General features: G+C 64.8%; 21 protein-coding genes and 1 pseudogene. 8 read left to right on the forward strand and 14 right to left on the reverse strand.

The features are described from left to right. Positions 1 to 384: 384 nt before the first annotated feature. Complete coding sequence (locus tag DY201_RS22530; RefSeq protein ID WP_115733154.1) at positions 385 to 1,383, forward strand: polysaccharide deacetylase family protein; 999 nt, start codon at positions 385 to 387, stop codon at positions 1,381 to 1,383. Positions 1,384 to 1,621: 238 nt separating this feature from the next. Here the strand turns inward: DY201_RS22530 and sbmA are convergent, their stop codons facing one another. Then, entirely contained in the window at positions 1,622 to 2,896 is a 1,275-nt protein-coding gene (gene sbmA / locus DY201_RS22535) for a peptide antibiotic transporter SbmA (RefSeq protein WP_115733155.1), read from the reverse strand. Positions 2,897 to 3,068: 172 nt separating this feature from the next. Here sbmA and DY201_RS22540 point away from each other — a divergent pair, with 172 nt between their 5' ends. Next, on the forward strand, positions 3,069 to 3,473 hold the full coding sequence (locus tag DY201_RS22540; protein WP_115733156.1) for an MAPEG family protein: 405 nt from the start codon (positions 3,069 to 3,071) through the stop codon (positions 3,471 to 3,473). Here DY201_RS22540 and DY201_RS22545 read toward each other — a convergent pair. Then, complete coding sequence (locus tag DY201_RS22545) at positions 3,470 to 3,673, reverse strand: hypothetical protein (RefSeq protein WP_115733157.1); 204 nt, start codon at positions 3,671 to 3,673, stop codon at positions 3,470 to 3,472. The genes DY201_RS22540 and DY201_RS22545 overlap by 4 nt on opposite strands. 90 nt (positions 3,674 to 3,763) lie before the next feature. Here DY201_RS22545 and DY201_RS22550 point away from each other — a divergent pair, with 90 nt between their 5' ends. After that, positions 3,764 to 4,684, forward strand: coding sequence for a LysR substrate-binding domain-containing protein (locus DY201_RS22550; RefSeq protein WP_115733158.1), 921 nt, complete (start codon positions 3,764 to 3,766; stop codon positions 4,682 to 4,684). A gap of 55 nt (positions 4,685 to 4,739) precedes the next feature. Here DY201_RS22550 and DY201_RS22555 read toward each other — a convergent pair whose 3' ends face one another. From DY201_RS22555 to DY201_RS22580, 6 genes are all read right to left on the reverse strand, one after another. Next, the gene (locus DY201_RS22555) at positions 4,740 to 5,090 is read right to left on the reverse strand and encodes an ArsC family reductase (protein ID WP_172582943.1); all 351 of its coding nucleotides are present in this window, start codon (positions 5,088 to 5,090) and stop codon (positions 4,740 to 4,742) included. 68 nt (positions 5,091 to 5,158) lie between these two features. Then, the gene (locus tag DY201_RS22560; RefSeq protein WP_115733160.1) at positions 5,159 to 5,563 is read right to left on the reverse strand and encodes a RidA family protein; all 405 of its coding nucleotides are present in this window, start codon (positions 5,561 to 5,563) and stop codon (positions 5,159 to 5,161) included. Next, positions 5,560 to 6,411, reverse strand: coding sequence for an SMP-30/gluconolactonase/LRE family protein (locus tag DY201_RS22565; protein WP_115733161.1), 852 nt, complete (start codon positions 6,409 to 6,411; stop codon positions 5,560 to 5,562). Before DY201_RS22565 ends, DY201_RS22560 begins: the two co-directional genes overlap by 4 nt. Then, positions 6,408 to 7,628 (reverse strand): aminotransferase-like domain-containing protein, encoded by a 1,221-nt coding sequence (locus DY201_RS22570; protein WP_115733162.1) that lies wholly within the window; start codon positions 7,626 to 7,628, stop codon positions 6,408 to 6,410. The genes DY201_RS22565 and DY201_RS22570 overlap by 4 nt, the downstream gene beginning before the upstream one ends. A gap of 23 nt (positions 7,629 to 7,651) precedes the next feature. Next, complete coding sequence (locus tag DY201_RS22575; protein ID WP_165915795.1) at positions 7,652 to 8,923, reverse strand: Coenzyme F420 hydrogenase/dehydrogenase, beta subunit C-terminal domain; 1,272 nt, start codon at positions 8,921 to 8,923, stop codon at positions 7,652 to 7,654. Positions 8,924 to 9,049: 126 nt separating this feature from the next. Next, positions 9,050 to 9,982, reverse strand: coding sequence for a LysR family transcriptional regulator (locus DY201_RS22580; RefSeq protein ID WP_165915796.1), 933 nt, complete (start codon positions 9,980 to 9,982; stop codon positions 9,050 to 9,052). Positions 9,983 to 10,157: 175 nt separating this feature from the next. Between DY201_RS22580 and DY201_RS22585 the strand changes: the two genes are divergently transcribed. Further along, a complete protein-coding gene (locus tag DY201_RS22585; protein WP_067964711.1) occupies positions 10,158 to 10,601 on the forward strand; it encodes a MarR family winged helix-turn-helix transcriptional regulator in 444 nt (147 codons plus the stop codon). A 102-nt stretch (positions 10,602 to 10,703) separates the two neighbouring features. On the opposite strand, the gene DY201_RS22590 is transcribed toward DY201_RS22585, so the two are convergent. Next, on the reverse strand, positions 10,704 to 11,366 hold the full coding sequence (locus DY201_RS22590) for a flavin reductase family protein (RefSeq protein WP_115733165.1): 663 nt from the start codon (positions 11,364 to 11,366) through the stop codon (positions 10,704 to 10,706). 255 nt (positions 11,367 to 11,621) lie between these two features. Between DY201_RS22590 and DY201_RS22595 the strand changes: the two genes are divergently transcribed. After that, positions 11,622 to 12,311: a GntR family transcriptional regulator gene (locus DY201_RS22595; protein ID WP_115733166.1), complete on the forward strand. Its 690-nt coding sequence runs from the start codon at positions 11,622 to 11,624 to the stop codon at positions 12,309 to 12,311. 85 nt (positions 12,312 to 12,396) lie between these two features. Continuing rightward, complete coding sequence (locus DY201_RS22600; RefSeq protein ID WP_115733167.1) at positions 12,397 to 13,842, forward strand: amidohydrolase family protein; 1,446 nt, start codon at positions 12,397 to 12,399, stop codon at positions 13,840 to 13,842. Positions 13,843 to 13,845: 3 nt separating this feature from the next. Here the strand turns inward: DY201_RS22600 and DY201_RS22605 are convergent, their stop codons facing one another. The 5 genes and pseudogenes from DY201_RS22605 to DY201_RS22625 form a co-directional block, all read right to left on the reverse strand. Continuing rightward, a complete protein-coding gene (locus DY201_RS22605; protein WP_165915797.1) occupies positions 13,846 to 14,361 on the reverse strand; it encodes a 2'-5' RNA ligase family protein in 516 nt (171 codons plus the stop codon). 189 nt (positions 14,362 to 14,550) lie between these two features. Beyond that, a pseudogene (locus tag DY201_RS22610) lies at positions 14,551 to 15,581 on the reverse strand (DmpA family aminopeptidase). A 5-nt stretch (positions 15,582 to 15,586) separates the two neighbouring features. Next, positions 15,587 to 16,174 (reverse strand): NUDIX domain-containing protein, encoded by a 588-nt coding sequence (locus DY201_RS22615; RefSeq protein ID WP_115733169.1) that lies wholly within the window; start codon positions 16,172 to 16,174, stop codon positions 15,587 to 15,589. A 188-nt stretch (positions 16,175 to 16,362) separates the two neighbouring features. Next, on the reverse strand, positions 16,363 to 17,376 hold the full coding sequence (locus DY201_RS22620; protein WP_425358742.1) for an amino acid ABC transporter substrate-binding protein: 1,014 nt from the start codon (positions 17,374 to 17,376) through the stop codon (positions 16,363 to 16,365). 122 nt (positions 17,377 to 17,498) lie between these two features. Then, positions 17,499 to 20,549 carry an aminotransferase class III-fold pyridoxal phosphate-dependent enzyme gene (locus DY201_RS22625; protein ID WP_115733171.1) on the reverse strand — a complete coding sequence of 1,017 codons (3,051 nt, stop codon included), beginning with the start codon at positions 20,547 to 20,549 and terminating at the stop codon, positions 17,499 to 17,501. A 130-nt stretch (positions 20,550 to 20,679) separates the two neighbouring features. On the opposite strand from DY201_RS22625, the gene DY201_RS22630 reads away from it, so the two are divergent. Both DY201_RS22630 and DY201_RS22635 read left to right on the forward strand, forming a co-directional pair. Next, positions 20,680 to 21,117 carry an Lrp/AsnC family transcriptional regulator gene (locus DY201_RS22630; RefSeq protein ID WP_115733172.1) on the forward strand — a complete coding sequence of 146 codons (438 nt, stop codon included), beginning with the start codon at positions 20,680 to 20,682 and terminating at the stop codon, positions 21,115 to 21,117. A gap of 93 nt (positions 21,118 to 21,210) precedes the next feature. Then, positions 21,211 to 21,711 (forward strand): peptide deformylase, encoded by a 501-nt coding sequence (locus DY201_RS22635; RefSeq protein WP_115733173.1) that lies wholly within the window; start codon positions 21,211 to 21,213, stop codon positions 21,709 to 21,711. Positions 21,712 to 21,731 lie beyond the last annotated feature (20 nt).

Consider the following 21,731-nt stretch of genomic DNA (forward strand, 5'->3'; position numbering starts at 1 on the left):
TACGAAGTCAACCTTTGACGTCATGCGCCTTCGCCCCCCCTCTGGCCTGACGGCCATCTCCCCCACAAGGAGGGAGATCACGCCGTCATCAACGCCTCAGGCAATCACCAACGTAGAAGCGGCAGGATGAGCGCCGCCAGCGACGCGACCAATCTCCCTCCTTGTGGGGGAGATGGCCGGCAGGCCAGAGGGGTTGGGACGGAGCGCGGCAGTGGAGATTTGCGGCACCTCCCCGTGGTATTTAGCGCCCAGAAGCCATCACCCCGGCTCCCTAGCCCAAATGGGCGCATAGGCGGCGGGACGCATCCGTGCCACATTTCGCCCCTACCGGCTGATCTCGCCCCCGATACCGAACAAGCCCCCGAAATTGCATCGAAGTTCGACATGACCAAAGCGTTCCCAGTCAGTGCTCTTGTATCCGCGTCATTAGTCGCGTCCTCCGCGATGGCCGGGCCTGCGCCCAAAGTCGAGGACGTCAAGAAGCCGCAGATCGTGCTGATCTCGTTCGACGGCGCCCATTATCTGGCGCAATGGCAGCGTAGCCGCGAGCTCGCGGCGCGCACGGGCGCGCGCTTCACCTATTTCCTCTCCTGCGTGTTCCTGTTGTCGCGCGAGACGCGCAACAATTACCAGGCACCCGGCAGGTCGGCCGGCAAGTCGAATGTCGGCTTCGCAATGACCAGACAGGAGGTTGTCGAACGCCTCGGGCAGATCAACCTTGCCGCCGCCGAGGGTCACGACATCGCCAGCCACGCCTGCGGCCATTTCGACGGCGGCAAGTGGAGCAAGGCCGAGTGGACCAAGGAGTTCGACGCGTTTTCGACAATCATGCGCGATGCCTACAGGATCAACGGCATCTCGCCCGAGCCGGAGGGCTGGGCGAGGATCGCGGCACAGGTGAAGGGTTTTCGCGCACCCTATCTGTCCGACAGCAAGGGGCTGACGGCGGCGCTACGCGACAAGGGTTTTGCCTACAATGCCAGCGGCGTATCGCGCGGGCCGGAAGAACCCAGGCTCGACGGCTCGATGTTGGATTTTGCCCTGCCGCAGATTCCCGAAGGACCCTCGGAGCGGCGCATCATCGCGATGGACTACAATCTGTTCGTCCGCCACTCCGGCGGCGTCGACAAGCCCGAGGAAGCGGCAAAATACGAAAGCCGCGCCTACGGCGCATTCCGCAAGGCCTTCGACACGCAATATGAAGGCGGCCGCATTCCTTTGCAGATCGGCTTCCACTTCACGCTGATGAATGACGGCGCGTATTGGCGTGCGCTGGAGCGCTTCGCCGGCGAGGTCTGCGTGAAGGCGGATGTCGAATGCATCAGCTATGCCGACTATGTCGGCATGCGCAAGGACGCGGCGCCGGTGCAGACCGGCGGGTGAGCTGGACGCGCGGGTTGGCCCCGCTCGCGCGCTTACGACCTACCCGTCGCGACCTGGCCGTGCGTGATGATGACCCTGCACCGTGCAAGTGCCATCAGCGTTACGGCATGGCAACTGTGTTCATGCGAAGCCGCTTGAGGGTGCAGAACTCGCACCCTCAATTACTGCCGATAACTGACTCCGGCGATCCAATGCCGATATCTGGCCCCGGCGATTGCGCTGGCCAGGGCGCCGGTACTCACGCCGGCTCGCTCTCCGGTTCGGAACCGGTCTTCTTCTGGTCGAGGTAGCGCTGGTCGATGTCGGGCAGCGCTTCGCCCGACAGCGTCGCTTCGAAGGCGCGCAGGCGCTTGTGGACCGACTGCAGCTCGACGATCGTCGACCAGGAATTGAGCAGGAACTGCAGCGATCCCGTCACGCGGCCGAAGGCATTCGAGATCTGGTTCATCGGGCCCAAAGTGATCTTGTGCGCGACGATCGACGGCCCAAGGATGATGAAGGAGAAGATGTTATCGGCCTGCAGGTAGGTGTAGCGGACGACATTGAAATAGATGTAGTGCGCATAAAGCCGGAAGTAGTTCTTGCGCACATTGGTGAAAAGCTCGGTGGTAGTCGCCGGCTGGGCACGGTCGGCGTGGTCCTCGCCATAGACAAGCTCCTTGCGGTAGGCAGCCTCTACGCGCTGATTGCGGAACTGCAGGCCGGGCAGCTTCACACCGGCCAGCATGACCGACAGCGTGCCGAGCAAGCACCAGCCGATCGCGGCGAGGATGAGCGGTTGCGGGACGGCGCCGATGATCGGCAGTTCGGTGATGTGCTTCTGCAACTCGATCAGAACAGGCAGGAAGGCGATCAGCGTCATGATCGACGCGACGAAGCTGGACCCCAGATCTTCCATGATCTGGGCGAAACGCATGGTGTCTTCCTGGATACGCTGCGAGGCGCCTTCGATATGGCGCAGCTTGCTCCAGTTCTGCATGAAGTAGTTGTTCATGGCAGTGCGCCAGCGGAAGATCCAGTGCTGCACCACATAGGCGTTGACGACCGAAACATTCATGCCGATCAGCGCCAACCAGGCGAAGCTGGCTGCGCCGGCGTAGAACTCGGCATTGGTCGAATTGGTGGTGCCACCCATCAGGCCTTGGACGTAATCGAAGAAGGGGCCATACCAGTTGTTCACGGCGACGCTGACCTGAACGTTGAAGTAGATCAGAAACAGGATGACCGAGGTGACGAGGATCGACCATTGCTGCCAGGGATGGGGCGAATACCAGCGCCAGAAGGCATAGAAGAGCAGGACGCCGGCGACGTAGTAGATGTAGAACCAGATGAACGGCGCCGACAGGAACACCGTGATGCCGATGATCGGCGGCGTACCCGCTGCGGCCGGAGGCAGGCCTACCAGCGCGCCCAGTTGCGCCCCTCCGAAGAACCAGAACAGCACAAGCACCAGGCTCCAGGCCGCAGCCGAGGTAAAGAACAGCTTCGGCTGCGGGAAGAACGATATGAACACGGTTCCGGGTTCCTTTCGGAGACGGGGGCATTGCCTGTTGGCCGCATGAAGTCACACTTCGTGGCACAAGGGAATCCCTTGCGACGACTGCCTACTGCAATGGAGGCCGGATCGTGGCGATTTTCCGCGCCGGAATATTACAGTTTGGTCATTTAGCCAGTTCGGGGACCGCATGAACCAGTCAGCCCTTGCCGCAACGGGACTCTATGCCGCGCTGAACGCGCTGATCCTGTTGTGGCTGACCATGGCAACGGCGCTGGTGCGGCGCAAGCACATGGTGGTGATCGGCGACGGCGGGGTGGCAGATCTCGGCCGGACGATGCGCGGGCATGCCAACGCCATCGAGAACATCCCCGTGATGCTGGTGCTGCTGGGTCTCGCAGCGGCGCTCGGTGCGCCAACAGTTGCGATCCACGTACTTGGCGCGACCTTCACCTTCGGCCGCGCTGTGCATGCCTGGCACTTCACCCATGAGCGGGCGGCGCAATGGCAGCGGGCGGCAGGGTTTGGGCTCAGCTTGCTGACGCTTGGCGCGGCGGCTCTCGGCGTGCTCGGCCACGCCCTTGTTCTGCTCTAGGCACGGCACTCGCCCGGCACCGGCAAAGCGGGACGGAAACCACGGCCGAGCGGCAGGTCGCCGAGCTCGCGTTCGTCCATACGGGCGATATCAGGATGGGAGAGCGGATCGCGTAGCCAGGCGAGAAAACGCTCGCTGTCGACGCCATGGGTATCGTGCTGGCCTTGCAACAGGGTAATGAGGCTTGAGAAAATCTTCATCGGACTTCTCCTGAGCATTGATCCTTTCACACTATTTTCGCTACAAACGCTGACGCTACAATCAAGAATGTTGCGGACGGAGTTTAGAAAATCTCAAGTCAGGCACTCAATCGCGTCCATCTCAACGGGCTCCGCGCGGTGGAGAGCGTCGCGCGCCGCGGCTCGCTGGTCAAGGCGGCAGAGGAGTTGGGCGTGTCGGCCAGCGCTGTCAGCCAGCAGATCGGCCGCACCGAGGCACAGATTGGCCGCGCCATCTTCCAGCGCACCGGCGCGGGGCTGGCGCTGACGTCTTTCGGCGCGGAGTTCTGTGCGCGGCTGACCAGCGGCTTCCAAGAGCTCGGACGCGCGGTGGCGCTGGCCGACGAGGCGGTAAGCAACGTGCTGGTGGTGTCGGTGGCACCGGCTTTTGCCTCGCGCTTCCTGGTGCCGCGGCTCAACCGCTTCAACCAGCGCCATCCCGAAATCAAGCTCAGGATCGACGCCTCGACCGGGCTTGTCGATCTCGACCATTCCGACGTCGACCTCGCCATCCGCATGGGCGACGGCACATGGCCCGATGTACGGGCGGAGCTTTTACTGGCGCAGGAGGTGTTTCCGGTCTGCGCGCCGGCGCTGGCCGCAAAGCTCAAGGAGCCGGCCGATCTCACGCATCTGCCCGTCATCGCCGACGAGAGCACGATGATCAGCTGGGAGCGCTGGTTCGAGGCGGCGGGGCTGGCAAAGCCGTTTCCTGTGCAACGGGCGGGGCCGTCCTTCACCGACCCGATCCTCGGTATCGACGCGGCGGTGGGCGGACAGGGCGTGGCGCTGGCCTGGCAGCTCCTGTCGGCCGACGCGCTGGCCGACGGGAGGCTGGTGGCGCCGTTCGGCATCACGGTCGCCAGCGGGCTCGGCTACTATCTGGTCAGCTCCAGACTGGGGCGGCCAGGCCGCAAGGTGCGCGACTTCACGACGTGGCTGCGCGAGGAAGTGGCGGCGACGATGGCAAGGTTCGGCACACGGGCGAAGTAGCCGCGCGGAGGTTCAGCCGCGGGCTGCGGCCCGCCGTTTCCTTTCGCGAAAGAAATCACTCCGGGAATGCGGCGTCGTAGGCCTCGGGCTTGAAGCCGACGAGGCGGCGGCTGCCGAGGTCGAGCATCGGGCGCTTGATCATCGAGGGTTGAGCGAGCATCAGTGAAATCGCCTTGTCGGCGTCGAGGCCTTCCTTCTCAGTGTCGGGCAGCTTCTTGAAGGTGGTGCCGGCGCGGTTGAGCACCGTTTCCCAGCCGAACTCCTTGACCCAGCTTTCCAGGCTTTTGCGGTCGATGCCCGCGGCCTTGTAATCATGGAAGTCGTAGGCGACGCCGTGACCTTCGAGCCAGGTCCGGGCCTTCTTGATCGTGTCGCAGTTCTTGATGCCGTACATTTTGATCGACAAGACCGGGCCTCCACAAGCGCGGCCGGCCGGGCGGACCCGACTCGGCCAGTTTCAGGTCCGGCTAGGTTCTACACCTCGACAGCTTTGGCAAGCGCGTGGCGCCAGGCGACCGCCTCGACTTCGACCATGATCTCGGGCAGGACGAGGGCGGTGACGACCATGGCGGAGGCGGCCGGCGGATTGTCGGCGAAGATGCGGTTCTTGACCACGGCATAGGCCTGGTAGGCTTCGGCACTGGTCAGGTAGCAGCGCAGCGAGACGACATGGGCGAGCGTCAGCCCGGCCTCGGCCAGCACCGCCTCGATGTTGCGGAACACCTGCTCGGTCTGCCCGGCGGGATCGCCGACCGCGACGATCTGCTTGTCCTTCAGCGCCACCTGCCCGGACACGAGCACGAAGTCGCCGCAGCCGACGGCCTGGCTCATGCCGGGGAAGGCCATGCCTGGAGGATTGAGACGTTCGACGTTGCTCATGGCCGTCCTGCTCCCGATGCTGGCGCGCGGACGACATCGATGCGCCCTCCCCTCAGCTTCACCGTCATCTCAGGGTCGTGGTGCGGGGCAATACAGATGTAGAGGTCGCGACCGTCGGCCCCACCGAGCATGCAGGCATAGGGGTTGGCATCAGGGATGACGACCCGCTCAACGATCTCGCCAGCCGGGCTGATGCGCAGCACCGTCTTTTCGTAAGGCGATGCAGCCCAGATGTGCCCCTCGGCGTCGAGGCAGATGCCGTCGGGCACATGGCCGTCGATCGCAGCGAACAGCCGGCGGTTGGACAGGCTGCCGTCGGCTGACATGTCGAAGGCGGTGAGACGGGCGGCCATCGACTCGGCGATGACGAGCGTGCGACCGTCAGGTGAAATCACCGCACCGTTGGGGCACATCAGGCCGTCCGCGGCAACACTGATGGAGCCATCCGACGCGACAGCGGCCAGCACCGTCGGCGCCGGCGGCTGGCCGGCGTAGAAGTCGAAGCCGATGTTGCCGACATAGGCGCGGCCTTCACCGTCGACGACCATGTCGTTGGAATGGAACGGGTGGACGGCGGCGAGATCGGCATGAAGCACGAGTTTGCCGTCGCCAAGCCGTCGGAACAGCTTGCGGTCGTTCATCGAGACGACGAGCAGGTCGCCGTCCGGCAGCCAGCCCATGCCGGATGGGCCGCCGGGAACGGCGAAGCTGTCGCACCTGATTCCGGCGGCATCCAAGACGTGGACGAGGCCGTCATGCTGGTCGGCGAACCACAACTGGCCGTCATGCCAGCGGGGGCATTCGGGATAGACAAGTCCCCCCGCGATCGTGCGAACAGAAAGCGTCATGCCGGAACCCGGGCACAAGCTCTGAGGATCTCGCCGAGCTTCTTGATGCCGCGCTCGATGATGTCTTCGCTGACATGGCTGTAGGCAAGGCGCAGGAACTGGCGGCCGTCGCTTTCGCCCATGAAACGTTCGCCGGGGCGGAAGAAGATGCCTTCCCTCGCCGAAAGCTCGGCGGCGCGCTGCCAGTCGACGCGCTCGTCGATTTCGAGCCAGAGATAGAACGAGCCCTGCGGCATGCGGAAGGTGACGTAGTTGCCGCAATAGTCGCGCACGGCGCGCGCCGCCGTCTCGGCCTTGCTCTTGTAGACCTTGTTGACCTCGGCGATATGCTCGTCGAGCAGTCCCTCCGAGATGTACGACGTCATGACGCGGGCATGCCACTGGCCGACGCCGAGATCCTGGCGCACGGCGGCGATGGGTTCGATGGCTGCGGCCGGACCGGCGATCCAGCCGAGCCGCAGTGCAGGCGCCACGACCTTGGAGAAGCTGCCGCACTGGATGACGCGCTCGTCGGTGTCGAGACTAAGCAGGGTCGGCAACTCCTCGCCGGCGAAACGCAGGTCGCCATAAACATTGTCCTCGATGACGAGGAAGTCGTGCTCGCTGGCGAGCTTAAGCAGTTGCTTGCGGCGCGGCACCGACATCTCGGTGCAGGTCGGCGTCTGGAAGGTCGGGATGGTGTAGACGACCTTGACCTTCTTGCCCTCGGCTTTGACTTTTTTCAGCAAGGCTTCGAGCTTGTCGATGTCCATGCCGTGGTCGTCGACCGGCACTGTGCGCAGGTCGCCGCCGGCCATCTGCATGAAGCGCAACGCATAAGGGAAGGACGCCGCCTCGGCGACGACGACGTCGCCCGGATTGACGTAGCCATTGGCGGCAAGGGCGATGCCCTGCACCGAACCCGAGGTCAGGATGACGCCAAGAGTGCCGAGCTGCTTGCCCTGGGTGCGTTCAATGCGGTCAGCGATCTCCTTGCGCAAGCCCTTGAAGCCGAAGACCAGCTCCTCATAACCGGTGGCCGGGTCGAAATAGTCGAGCACCTTGGCGCCGTGCTCGTCGAGCGCCTTGCGGGCGAGACGAACGAGGTCCTCGGTGGGAAACGTCTCGGGCGCTGCCAGTCCCTGGTCGAAATTGAAGATCGCCGGCACTTCGGGATCCGGGAAAAACAGCGCCGGCCCGGAACCGGAGAGCTTGGCGCGCAGATGATCGACAGACATTGTTTCCTCCTTGATGATCGTTGTCAGCTTGTCTTGGTGTCCGGGACGAAGGTCCCCGAGGTGATCGGGCTCTCGCGGTTGCGGCGCTTGAGCGAGCGGGCGAGCGTGCCGCGGAAGGCTGCCCAGCGTTCGCGCCAGCTGGCGGCAAGGCCGGCCTGGACCACCCGAAGCCCGCCATAACAGGGGAATGGCTGACCGGTCAGGGCGAGACCGGCGAGCCGCCACAGCACCGAGCGCTTCTTGGTGCCGTGGTCGTCATGCATGGCTTCGAGTTCGGCAACGGAGAACGCCTCCTCATGGATGTAGCCGGCGACGAGCGCATCCTCGATCAACTGCCTGCCGCGTACGGTTCGGGCAATGTGCATGTTCCAGCCGTCGCCGGCCTCGCGATGGCTCGGCTTGCCATCCTCCATGACCCAGCAATCGCCGGCGACGACGTCGGCGTGCTCGCCTGTGCCGTCAGCGCAGATCTTGCAGCGGAACATCAGCTCGTAGGTGAGATTAGAGAACCATGTCTCGTCATAACTCTGGCTGTGCGCCCTGCCCTGCCGCGTGTGCAGATAGGTCCGACCGGGCCAGCCATGGCCGCGATAGCGGAACTCGTCGACGTCGCGGTGGTCCTCGCCGAAGCGCCTGACGATGTTGTAGGTGGCGGCAATGCTGGGATTGCCGCCGCAGACCATCGCCAGCATATAGGGGATCTGCAGGTCGACGCGCGGATCGACAAGCGCCAGGTTGCGCAAGGTGGCGACGTCGCAGGGCTTGCCGACGAACGCGAAGCGGCGGCCGCTGTCGAGCAGCGCTGCGATGTCCTTCAGCGGCGCCGACGGCCCGTAGCGGGAGCCCGAAGAGGCAACGATCTGCTCGCGCGTGGTGTTGAACCTCGGTTCGTTGTGCAGCGGGTTGTCGCTTGCGACGCCGATCTGCAACACGCCGTCGACCTCGCCGCTTTCGACCAGATAGACCGCGAGCGCGGTGAGCACGCCGCCGGTGGCGCTCCTGAAGCGAATCTCCTTGTCGGTCGCATGGCCCTTGGCGAGATGCAGCATCGCGCCGAAAATGCGGTGCGGCTTGGCCTCGGCTGGTGCCGCGCCGTGCTGCGCGCGCCCGGCACATATCTCCAGCACCGCCTGCTGCTCGCCCTTGTCGAGCGGGCGCTGGCCGCGCGGCCGCATGAAGCCTTCAGGCGACATATCCATGCGCAGGGCGTCGCCTCCGAGCAGGCTCGCGCAAGCGCCGCAGCCGGTGCAAAGCCCACGCTCAACAATCTCCTCGATGCTTGCCGCAGCACGCATGCGCCATCCTCCCGGCGACAGCCTCGCGGCCATCGCCCCAGCGACAGGTTTTCGATCTCAGCTGTTGGCTCAAGTTATAGGTCGGCGGTGTTTGCCCGGGCAAATTGCCAATCCGAATGACCGACATCAGCCTGAGTGATCCCGGCAGGCGTCCGGAAAACAATCGTCGAGCACGCCGCGAACCCAATCATGCGCCGGGCTGCCTTCAGAGGCCGGGTGCCAGTAGAGCCAGGTCTGAAGCGGCGGCATGCGGAAAGGCCGGGGCAGCGCAACGAAACCATCTTCGGGCAGGAAGTGCCGGACGAAGGAGGTCGGAATGGTGAGGCAGAGGTCGCTGCGCGACAGGATGGCGGCAGCGGCCAGGCAATGTTCGAGATGCACCGCCACCTGCCGCTTCAACTTCATCCGGGCCAGCGCGCCGTCGACCAGATTGGCAAAGCGCGGGCGATTGGAGATGTGCAGGTGGCTGAGCGCCATGTAGCGCTCGATGGTGAAGGGCTCGGTCGCCGCCGGATGGCCCCGGCGCATGACACAGACGAATTCGTCACTGAACAGCAGGCGCTGGCCGAAACCATCCTCGGCCAGCGGATGCGACTCGACGGCGAAGTCGATCTCGCCCGAGGCCAGGCCGGGAAACAGGTCGCGCTCGGCGAGGAAACGGTTTCGGACCGTCAACCTCGATCCCAGCCGGTTCAGCTCGCCGACGAACGGCCCGAGCACCACCGCCTCGGCATAGTCGCTCATGCTGAAGGAGACGATGCGCTCGGAGGCGAGCGGATCGAAGCGCTCGTGCCGGGCGAGGGTGCGGTCGAGCGCGGTGAGTGCTTCGCGGACGGGGCCGATCAGCGTTTCGGCGAGCGGCGTCGGCGCGATACCCTGCCGGGCGCGGACAAAAAGCTGGTCGCCGAAGATGTCGCGCAGGCGCGCCAGGCTGTTGGAGACGGCGGGCTGGGTGACGTTGAGCGTTTCGGCGGCACGGGTGATGCTGGCCTCGCCGTAGACGGCCTCGAAGACATGCAACAGGTTGAGGTCGAGCTTTGCCAGATTGCGCAGGACCACACCCCACCTCCTCCATCCCCGGCTGCGCCGCTCCATTGGCGAGAATGGACATTACCTACGCTGATCTAAGCCGCAGCCTCGTCCGAAGGGACTAGGAGGATGGTTCTTGCCGGAGATATTGCCGCGAATTACATAGGTATCTAATGATAATCAAAAGAACAAAAGGGGGATCGATATGAGCAGCGCCGAGCTGAAGAGCGCGTTTTTTGACGAATTGCTGAAGGTCAACCGCAAGCTCAGGACGATGTTCGACGCGCGGGTGAAGGAGCGCGGCCTGACGCTGGCGCGCGCCCGACTGATGATGCAGATCGCCAAATGCGAGGGCAAGACGCAGGCCGAGCTGGCAGAGCAGATGCAGATCGAGCAGCCCTCGCTGGTCGGGCTCATCGACGGGCTGGAGAAGAAGGGGCTGGTGGTGCGCTGCACCACCGACGGCGACCGGCGCACCAAGCGCATCTTTCTGACGCCGACGGCGCGGCGCGAGGCCGACAGCATGTTCGCCGACGTCGCCGAGCTGCGCTGCCTGGTGCTTACCGGTGTTGACGACGCCGACATCGAAAGCGCGACCCGCGTGCTGCGCGTGCTGAGCGAGAACATTGGCGCGGCGGCCGAGGACTGACGCCCAAACAGAAAGGGCGCCCGAAACGAGCGCCCTTCCCATGCAAGGTCGTTGGGGGCTTACGCCTTGCGGTGGAGCGGGTGGGCCGACAAGGCTCTAGCCTCAGCCGATGACCTTTTCCGACTTCGGGGCGGCATTGGCGGCTTTTTCTTCTTGAGGAAAAAGCTCGGCCGGGCGCTTGAGCACGAACTGGTCGGCGGCAACGATGTAGTTGTCGGCGTGGAGACGGGCGATCGGCTGGTAGACCTCGGGCCGGACATAGCGGCCGCGCTCATCGAGGCAGTCGTCGCGAACATACATCTGCACGACCTCGCCAATGACGATGGTGCGGCGGCCATAATCGAGGATCTGCGACACACGGCACTCCATGGCGCAGGGCGATTCCTCGATGCGGGGTGCCGCGACCTTTTTCGACGGCGTGCTGGTCAGGCCGGCGAGCTCGATCTCGTCGACGTCGGCGGGGAAGTTGATGCCGGTGACGATCATCTCGCTGGCAATCGCCATGTCGACCATGTGGACGACGAACTCGCCGGAGCGGCGGATGTTGGCGACGGTGTCCTTGGCGGTGCCATCAGGACGGGTCTGCATGCCGAGGATGAGCAGCGGCGGCTCATGTGAGAAGACGTTGAAGAAGCTCATCGGCGCGGCGTTGTTGCAGCCATGCTCGTCGATGGTGGTGACCAGCGCGATGGGGCGCGGTCCGACGAAGTTGGTGAGCAGCCGGTAGCGGTCCATTTCGGGCAGCTCGGCGAAATCGAAATCCATTTTTTCTCCCTCAGACCGCAATCCGCAGCATGTGGTGGGTGCCGATATCATACTCCCGAAGCACCGGCGCCTCACCTTTCCGGACGGCAGACCCGCGCCACCATGTAGCAGGTCGGTTCCCGGCTCCATCCATCGCACGCTGTCATCGTATCCAATTATTGTCAACAATCGTTGTCGACAGATTTGTTGACTTGCCGCGCTTTTAGGTTTGAATAGGTTGGAGCCGCATATCGGGACGAACGGGAGGAGGATTGGATGGACGCTGAAGCAGGCATGCGGCATGCCACCGATCAGGAAATCTACGAGAAGATCTGGAGCGCCATCGCCGAGCGGCAGATCGGCCCCGGCACGCGGCTGAAAGAAGAGCAGCTTGCCGACATCTTCGGCGCCAGCCGGGCACGCATCCGCCATGTGCTGCAGAACCTCGCCCGCGACGGCCTGATCACACTGGTTCCCAATCGCGGTGCGTTCGTATCCAAACCGTCGATCGAGGAAGCGCGCGATGTGTTCTTCGCCCGCCGCACCATCGAGGAAAGGCTGGTCGAGCGGCTGTGCGCGACCATCGACGCCGCCGGAATCGCTCGGCTGGGCGAACATGTCGACCAGGAGCGCAAGGCCCACCAGGGCGGCGACCTCGCCGGTGCGATCAGGCTCTCGGGCGCGTTCCACATGCTGATCGCCGAGCTGGCGCAATCGCAGATCCTCGCCACCCTGCTGCGCGATCTGGTTTCGCGGACGTCGCTGATCATGGCGATGTACCAGCAGAAGGAAATCCAGAACTGCGGCCCCGACGAGCATGCGGCGATCGTGCAGAGCATCACCGCGCGCGACGCCAAGGCGGCACTTGCCGTCATGCACCACCACCTCGCCCATATCGAAAACCAGCTCGATCTCGAAAGCGAACGCGTGCTCGCGCGCGACCTGGAAGACATTCTGGGGCTGTAGCCCCGGTTTGACATGGCTTGCGGAAGGCCGGCTCGGACTTCCGCAACCATGCGATTTCGCCCGCCGACTTTTGGAAAGCAGTGACATGACGCAGCCAGACATCCTCGTCCGCAACGTGACGGCGATCACCGTCGACCCGGAACGCCGGGTGATCGACCGCGCCTGGATCGCTGTCACCGGCGACCGCATCAGCGCCATCGGTGGCGACGGCGACGCCGAGCCTGTCGGCGCCAGGGACATCATCGACGGCACAGGAATGGTGGCGATGCCCGGCTTGATCGACAGCCATTCGCATGCCGGCCACGGGCTGGTGCGCAATGCCGGCGCCGGGCTCGACAGCTGGTTCGACGCCTGCGAGGAGATCTACGCGCGCGGCTCGACGCCGGACTTCTGGCGCGCCGAGGCGCGCATGACCCAGCTCGAACGCCTGCGTGGCGGCATCACCACCGGTATGACGCTGCTCGGCGGCGGCGCCGATATCTACCGCACCGACGATCCCATCTATGGCGACGCGCATTGCGGTGCGACCACCGAATCCGGGCTGCGCACCTTCATGGCCGTCGGCCCCGGCCGGACGCCCTTCCCGAAAAACTACCGCCAGTTCTCGGAGACCGGTCAGGCGCGCGACGTATCCGTCGGCTTCGAGCGCCAGCTCGAGGTCAGCGAAATCCTGATCGATCGCTGGAACGACCTGCTCGGCCGCGGCACCGGCGTGTGCCTTGTCATGCCGGTCTATTATGCCGCCCAGGTGGCGGATGCCGATGCCCGACGGCAGGTCGTCGAGATGGGCGAAGCGGTCATGGATCTGCGCCGTCGCAAGGGCGTGCTGTTCACCCAGGACGGCCACCGCGACGGGTCGATCGCGCTGGCGCGCGATCTTGGTGTCCTCGGTGAGTTCGCGCTTCTGGGTCATAGCGTCGACCTCACCGAGGAAGATTTCGCAGCACTGAAGGAGACAGGCGCGTCGATCATCCACAATCCGAGCGCCATCATGTCGATCTATGGCCGCTGCCCGGTGCCGGAGCTGCTCGAGGCTGGCATCACGGTCTGCCTGGGTTCGGACGCGGCCGCCCCCGACCGCGGCTACGACATGTTCCGCCACATGGCGCAGTGCATGCACTACCACCGCCGCCATTTCCGCGACCCGGCCTATCTGCCGCCCGGCAAGACCATCGAGATGGCAACGATCGACGCTGCCAGCGCGCTTGGCCTGGAGAAGGAACTGGGGTCGCTGGAGCATGGCAAGAAGGCCGACATCGTGCTGGTCGACATGCGCAAGCCGCATCTCTACCCGCCCGTCATGCCGGTGACGCGCATCGCCCATTTCGCCAACGCCGCCGACGTCGACACCGTCATCGTCAACGGCAAGGTGTTGATGCGCAGCCGCAGGACCGACCATCTCGACGCCGAGGACATCCTCGCCGATGCCGCCGAGCAGGCGGCACTCGCCTTCGAGCGTGTCGGGCTGACACATCTGCTGGAAGAACCTGAGGAGTTCTGGCGCAACGCGCGTCAGCCGCTGCAGCTCTGAGCCTCAGCCCAGCAACGGCCAGTTGCCGACGCTCCGGCGGCGGCCACTGGCCGAACGATGCAGGAGATGAAACTCCGTGATCGGGACGACGATCGGCCGGTCGAGAGGCGTTTCCGGGACGAGCCTGTCGGCGTAGAGCACGGTGCAGTGGGGCACTAAACCGGCGCGCCGGCGTAGCCGGAGCCCCGCACGGTTCAACGCATCGATGATCCGGCGTTCGAGCTCCACCACCTTATCGGCACCCTTGCCGCACAGCAGAACCAGCGGTTTCGATTCCCGGTTGTGGAAGCTGGCGATGCGGTCGAAGGCCAGCTCGAATGCCGGCACTCTGACTGTCGCGGCGGCGGCCGAGGCGTCATGCACCGTGGTTCGGTCGATCTCCCCGCCGTTGTGAAGCCCCACCAGCGAGACGTGCAGCTGTCCTGCATCGCGTGGCTTCCCGGACAGGCCATGGCTGCGGCGGGTATGGTCCGCCACCGTCGCCATCTGCGCCGACTGAGCCGGATGCAGACGAAACATCAGCCTGTCTGCGTCGGACCTTGCCTGCCTTGGCCAACGCGACGGTGGTCGCAAACCAAGCGAAGTTGCTCCGAAGTCGAACTGGAGTTGCCGCGACATGACTTCCTCCTTTTTAAGAACAAAGAAGGAATATGCTAAGTTTATTTTCCGAACCCGGCAATCCTGCTTCCAGAGCCCGTCGAAGGCGATCTAGCTCTGCTCTCTCAACCAGTCTGCCAGCGACGGCCTGACATGCCCGGCGCGGCCATGCATGACCTCGGCTGCACACATCGAGTTCACCACGGCCTCCTCGGTTGCTTCGGCCGCAGCGCGGAACAGGCGATCGATGCGGTTTTCGTTGAGGGCGGAGATGGAAACGAAGTCGGCACGCTCGTCATGATCGAAGGTCTGGGCGGTCGAGAAGCCGAGCGCGATGTCGCCGCTGCCATGCCCCCAATAGGCGCCGAGCCTGGCGAGACCGGCGCCGCAGCGGCGGACGACGCGCTTGAGCTGTCGGTGTTCCATCGCGATGTCAGTGGCGAGGATGACGATGACCGAGCCCTTCTCGGCCTCTCGCCTGCTGCGCGGATCGGGGCGACGACCATCGGGAAGGACGAGATCGCCGGCGCGGCCGAAATTGGTCAGCACCAGCACGCCGACATGATGCGCGCTGCCGGCCAACTCGATGCGGCGCGAGGCAGTGCCGATGCCACCCTTGAAACCGAAGCAGCTCATGCCAGTGCCGGCGCCGATATTGCCTTCGGCAACCGGCCCGGACGCGGCTGTTGCAAGCGCTGCGCGGGCATCGTCCTCGGTGACGGCGAGCGCCTGGATGTCGCTGAGATGGCCGTCATTGCACTCCATGACCACGGGATTGACCGTCGACGTCTCGCGGCCGATGTCCGGATTCTCCAGAACCGCCGCGCGGATCAGCGCGTTGGCGCAGGTGCCGACGCCGAAGGTGTTGGTGAGCAGGATCGGCGTCTCGATCGAACCGAGCTCGTCGACCTGCATCAGGCCGGTGCTCTTGCCGAAGCCGTTGATGACATCGCAGGCGGCCAACACCTTATTGCGGTACATGTTACCGCCATGGGGCAGGACCGCGCTCACGCCGGTGTTGAGGTCGCCCGAGCGAATGGTGCGATGGCCGATGGCCACGCCTGAACGTCGGTGATGGCGTTGAGCGGTCCGGTCGGCGACGTGCCGAAGGAGATGCCGAGCTCGCGGGCGATGGTCGACATCGGCGCTAGGCTCCGCGCAAGAGGTGAAGGGCTGCGTATTGCAGCAGCATGATGGTCTTGGCGTCGCAGATGCGGCCGTCGGCAACCATGGCGAGCGCCTCATCGATACCGACTTCGAGCACCTCGATGTCCTCACCCTCGCCTTCGTGGCCGCCGCCTTCGGAGATGCGGTCGCCGGGCTCGTAGCGGCCGACGAAGAAGTAGATCCGCTCTGTGACGGCGCCGGGGCTCATGAAGGCCTCGAAGACGCGGCGGACGTCGCGGACGCGGAAGCCCGTTTCTTCCTCGGTCTCGGCCCGAATGCGCTCCTCCGGGCTGGCATTGTCGAGCAGGCCTGCCGGCGTCTCGATCAGCATGTCATCGTAGCCACTGACGAAAGCCGGGTAGCGGAACTGCTTGACGAGAACGACAGTGCGGCGGACGGAATCATAGAGCAGGATGGTGGCGCCGTTGCCACGATCGTAGGTCTCGCGGCTCTGGAGCTGCCATTCGCCATCATTGCGGCGATACTCGAAGACCGTCTTCTTCAACAGATACCAGTCATCGGACAGGACTTTGACATCCTTGACGCGAACGCGATCGGCTATGCTCATCAATGCACCTATGCTGCGGCCCGACGAACGCGCCGGGAATCTCGCAAGGCAGCATAGGCGGGGCCGCGCCGACGCGCGACTTGGAAATTCTGGCGGGAAGATAAGGGGCCGCGCTGACGCGCGACCTGGAAATTCTGGCGGGAAGAAAAGGGGCCGCGCTGACGCGCGACCCCGGGGGAGGAACGCGATCAGCGGACCGGCGGGGCGTACATCAGGCCGCCGGCATTCCACAAGGCGTTGATGCCGCGGTCGATCTTGAGCTCGCTCGACTGGCCGAGATTGCGCTCGAAGATCTCGCCGAAATTGCCGACCTTGGAGATAATGTTGTAGCTCCAACGCGGATCGAGACCGAGCTGCTGGCCGCTGTCACCCTCAGCGCCGAGGAAGCGCTTTATGGCAGGATTATCCGAGGACAGGCCGGCTTCGGCATTGTCCTTGGCAATGCCGAGTTCCTCGGCCTCGAGCAGCGCGAACAGCGTCCAGCGGACGATGTTGAACCACTTGTCGTCGCCCTGGCGGACGGCAGGTCCGAGCGGCTCCTTGGAGATGATCTCCGGCAGGACGACATAAGCCGCAGGATCGGTGAGCTTCAAACGCTGGGCATAGAGTGCGGAGGCATCGGTGGTGTAGACGTCGCAACGGCCGCCGTCGAAGGCCTTGACGATGCCGTCGGCGGAATCGATGACCACCGGCTCGTATTTCATCTTGTGGGCCGAGAAATAGTCGGCGACGTTCTGCTCGGTCGTGGTGCCCTGCTCGGTGCAGACCGTGGCGCCATCGAGCTTGAGCGCACTGTCGACGCCAAGGGCCTTGCGGATCATGAAGCCTTGGCCGTCATAATAGGCGGTGCCGACGAAACGGATGCCGAGGCTGGAATCGCGCGACAGCGTCCAGGTCGTCTGGCGCGACAGCACGTCGACGCTACCCGACTGCAGCGCGGTGAAGCGCTCCTTGGTCGACAGCGGCACGTAGCTGACCTTTTCCGGATCGCCGAGCACGGCTGCCGCCACGGCGCGGCAGAAGTCGATGTCGAAACCGGACCATTTGCCGGCATCGTCGGGCGCCGAGAAGCCGGCGACGCCCTGGCTGACGCCGCAGGTAAGTTTGTCGCGCTGCTTGACAATGTCAAAGGTGTCGGCTGCTGCGGGCATGGCCATCGCGGCCGAGCCCAGCAATAGTGCCGTTGCAAAAATTGTCCTCATCATTTCCTCCCTCTGGTGTTCGAGGCAAAGCCTCTGCTTGCCGCCGGCGCGATGGCGCCGGAAGTCGGTGAATTCCCCTGTCGTTAATTCCCTCCGCGCGAGAGCCTCGCGCGGGCCTTGAGCTACGCGCCTTCGACTAACGCCGCGGCGAACGCCTCCTCGAGCACGCCGACAAGATGGTCGGCATTGGCACGGCTGAAGATCATCGGCGGACGCATCTTGAGCACATTGTCGTGTGGGCCCTCGGTGCCGATCAAGACGCCACGGGCGCGGGCGCCGTCATTGACCTTGCGGGCGAAGGCGGTCGCCGGTGCCTTGGTCTTGCGGTCGGTGACCAGCTCGATGCCGAGGAACAGCCCCTGGCCCCTGACGTCGCCGATGACCTCGTAGCGCTGCTGCATCTCCCTGAAGCGCGCGACGAGATAGGCCCCGACATCGGCGGCATTGTCGCGCAGGCGATCGCGCTCGATGACGTCGAGCACGGCGAGGCCTGCGGCACAGGACACCGGGTTGCCGCCGAAGGTGTTGAAATATTCCATGCCGTTGTTGAAGCGGTCGGCGATCTCGTGCGTGGTGACCAATGCCGACATCGGGTGGCCGTTGCCGATCGGCTTGCCCATGGTGACGATGTCGGGGGTAACGCCTTGCGTCTCGAACGCCCACCAGTGGCTGCCGACGCGGCCGAAGCCGACCTGTACCTCGTCGGCGATGCAGAAGCCGCCGGCGGCACGCACCATGGCGTAGACTTCTTTCAGGTAGCCCTCGGGGAGAAAGACCTGGCCGGCGACGCTTGGGATGGATTCGGCAATGAAGAAGGCTGGCGCGCGACCCTTTGTGCGCATCGTCTCGATCTGCTCGGCGATGCTTTCGGCGAAACGCCTGGCATGTTCCTCGACCGGCCAACCATCCGGCGCGTGGTAGCTGTCGGGGATGGTTGCCTCGAAGACATGGGCGGGTCGGCCCTTGCCTCCCTTGCGTTTGTATTTGTAGGGGCTGAGGTCGATCAGCTCCTGGGTGGTGCCGTGATAGGCCCAGTCGAGCACCAGCGCATCGTCGCTGCCGGTCAAGGTGCGCGACATGCGCAGCGCAAGCGAATTGGCCTCGCTGCCGGAGCAGGCGAAGGAAGCGACCGACAGGCCCTCGGGCAAGGTCGCCGTCAATCGCTCGGCATAGGTGACGATGGCGTCGTGCAGGTAGCGCGTGTTGGTGTTCAGTCTTGCTGCCTGGGTGGCGATCGCCTCGACGACATCGGGATGGGCGTGGCCGAGGTGGCAGACATTGTTGAAGCAATCGAGATAGGCGCGGCCACGGTCGTCGACCAGCCAGGCACCCTCGCCGCGCACGAACTTGATCGGCTCGGAATAGGAGATCGACAGGTTGGGCAAGAGCGAGGCTTTCCGCGCGGCGACGATCTCGGGGCGGGTGCGGCCGGTCTGGTGGAAGGTCTCCGGCGGGATGCCGGCAAGGGTAGCTGCATCCGGGAACAACTCGGCCCAGACGTCGAGATAACGCGCCTCGCCGACGCCGAGGATGTCGCGGGCCGCGAGATCGGGGTCGGCCGAAATCTGGAAATGCAGATGCGGCGCCCAGCCGCCATTCTCAGTCGGCGTACCCATTTCACCGACCAGCGCGCCGGCTTCGAGCGTCTCGCCCGGCTTCAGTCGGGCCATCGCCTCATGCGCCATGTGGCCCCACAGCGTGACGAAGGGCGGGCAGCCTTCAGGCGTGTGCTCGAGCGCGATCAGGCAGCCATAGCCGAGCGGATCGTCCTCGATCTCGACGCTTTTCACCGTGGCGGCAAGCGGCGTGTAGACCTTCGTGCCTGCCGGCAAAAACAGGTCGAGGCCGAGATGATGGACCCGGCGGGCGCCTTCGACGAAACGCGACCAGAAGATGTCGGATGTGTAGACCGTGCGTGCCTCGCCCCAGGGGCCGATGCCGAGCTCGACACCGTGCTCGGCGCACCAGGCATCCCACCAGGCGGTGGCCTTGTCGGGCTCCTGGCCGGCCGAAGTGATCGTCATCGGATGAGCCGGATCGCCATAGGGCACCAGCGCCTTGACCAGGGTTGCCGGGTGACGATCGAGCACCGGTGCAAAACTCTTTCTGTTGGCTTCGATCCAGGCGGTGACGGCGCGGGCACCTGATACCGCGTCGAAGCCGCAGGCGTGGCGCAGGATGGCGGTGGCGAACCGGCGGTTCATCGCGCCGAGGCGGCGCAGCAGCCGCCAGGCCGGCGCCTCCGAGATGGCGAGATAAGGATTGTCGCCGGTCTTTTCCTTGCGCTGCGCCGACAGCGTGACCGAGATGACGAGGCGCATGGCGATGAGGTCGAACAGGAGATCGAGCTCCTCTTCGCGCAACGGATATTCGGCATGGAAGCCGGCGGCCAGGGTCGCCGCGGCGCCGATCGGGTCCTCGACATCGAGGATCGAATAGGCGCAGGCGACCGCCACCTCGGCGATCACAGGCGAATAGAGCGCGTCGCCGAAATCGATGATGCCGGCAACCCGGTCGTGGGCGTCCTGATCGACGAGCACGTTCCAGTCATTGGCGTCATTGTGAATGACCTGGGCGCGCAGGCCGGCGAGACGGGGCGCCACGGCGACGTCGAAATGATCGAGCAGGCGGCGCAAAAGCGCGCGGTCCGTGACATCTGGCACATGGTGCAGGCGTTGGCGCGCGGCGCCGGCCTGGCGGATGTCCCAGTCGAAGCTCCTGATCGCGCCGGGATGGATGAAGCCCTGCAGCGCGCCGTCGAGCCGGCCAAGCGCACGGCCGAGATTTTCGAGCAGCTTCGGGGTGCGCGCCGCTTCGGCGAGCGGCAAGCCGGGCAGCCAGGACACCAGCCGAAGCGCATGGCGCTCGCCTGAGGCACCGGTGGCTTCCGCAAGGGCGCCACCGTCAGCGGACAGCTTGAGCCGGGGGGCGGCGACGCCCGTGCGCGCGAGATGATCGAGCAAGGCGACCTGGAATTCGCTTTCGGCGGCAGGCTCGCTGGCATTGACGACCTTGAGGATCCAATGCGCGCCATCGTCGGCCGAGAGCTTGAAGTTCTGGTCGCGCTCGCTGTCGAGGGCTGCGACGCGACCACTGACGCCAAACCGGCTCGAAGCCAGGTCGGCGGCCTCGCCAAAGGAGAATGCGGGCGCGGGATGGGTCACGTCGGTCATGTTCTATCCGGAATTGCTGTAACTGGAGCTTGGCACGGGCCGAAAAATCGGGCATCCGGCAAAGCGTCGGTTGCACCGGCACTATGACTGCATGGACCGGCACTTTAACGGCACAGATCGGAACGGGGCGATGAAGGAACTGGACACCAAGGACAGGGACATTCTGGGCATCCTGTCGAAGGAAGCGCGCATCCCGCTGAAGACGCTTGCCGGCCGCATCGGGCTCTCCCGAAGTGCCACCAGCGAGCGGGTCGCTGCGCTGGAAAAGAGCGGCGTCATTCGCGGCTATCGCGCCGATATCGGCCAAATGGATAGCAACCTGGTCTCGGCCTTCCTGATGGTGACGCTGGTGAGTACGCCGTCGATGGGAGTGCTCGACCAGTTGGCGCGCTACTCGGAGGTACGGCGGGTGTCCTCCGTCACCGGCCAGCTCGACCTCATGGTCGAGGTCGAGGTGCCGTCGATCGACCGCCTCAACACGCTGCGCGACATCATCGCCACCCATCCCAGCGTGCAGGACCTGACGACGCTGATCGTGCTGCGCCGCGATATCGAGCGGCTGGAGTGAGGGAGCCGGCGCGCTTCCGAATACGTGTCGCTGGCAGCGCGGAGACTTTCGCGCTATGCGCCTGCCCAGTCCTGCCCGAGGCGAAGAACTTACGTGACCATCCGGACAATCGTGAAATTTCCCGACCCGCGCCTCAAGCTTGTCGCCGAGCCGGTGGCGGCCTTTGACGACGAACTGCGCACGCTGGCAGCCGACCTGCTCGACACGATGCGCGCGGCACCCGGCATCGGCATCACGGCCCCGCATGTCGGCATCGCCAGGCGGGTGGTGGTCCTCCAGCTCGAAGGCCCTGAAAGCGCCCGGACCTACGTCAACCCCGGCATACTATGGACCTCGGAGGAGACGCTCCTGCACACCGAAGGCAGCGTCTCGATGCCCGGCGTGACCGACGAGATCAGGCGCCACGCACGGGTGCGCATCGGCTATCAGGATCTCCAAGGCATCGAACGCACCGAAGAGGCGGAGGGCCTGCTCGCCGTCTGCCACCAGCACGAGATCGACCAGTTGGACGGCATGTTCTGGATTCAGCGGCTGTCGAAACTGAAACGAGACCGGCTGGTCAAGCGCTACGAGAAGCTGCAGCGGGCGATCTAGATCCCCCGCTGTTCCAGCCC

Origin of the sequence: Aminobacter aminovorans (assembly GCF_900445235.1) — a bacterium.
Lineage (GTDB): Bacteria > Pseudomonadota > Alphaproteobacteria > Rhizobiales > Rhizobiaceae > Aminobacter > Aminobacter aminovorans.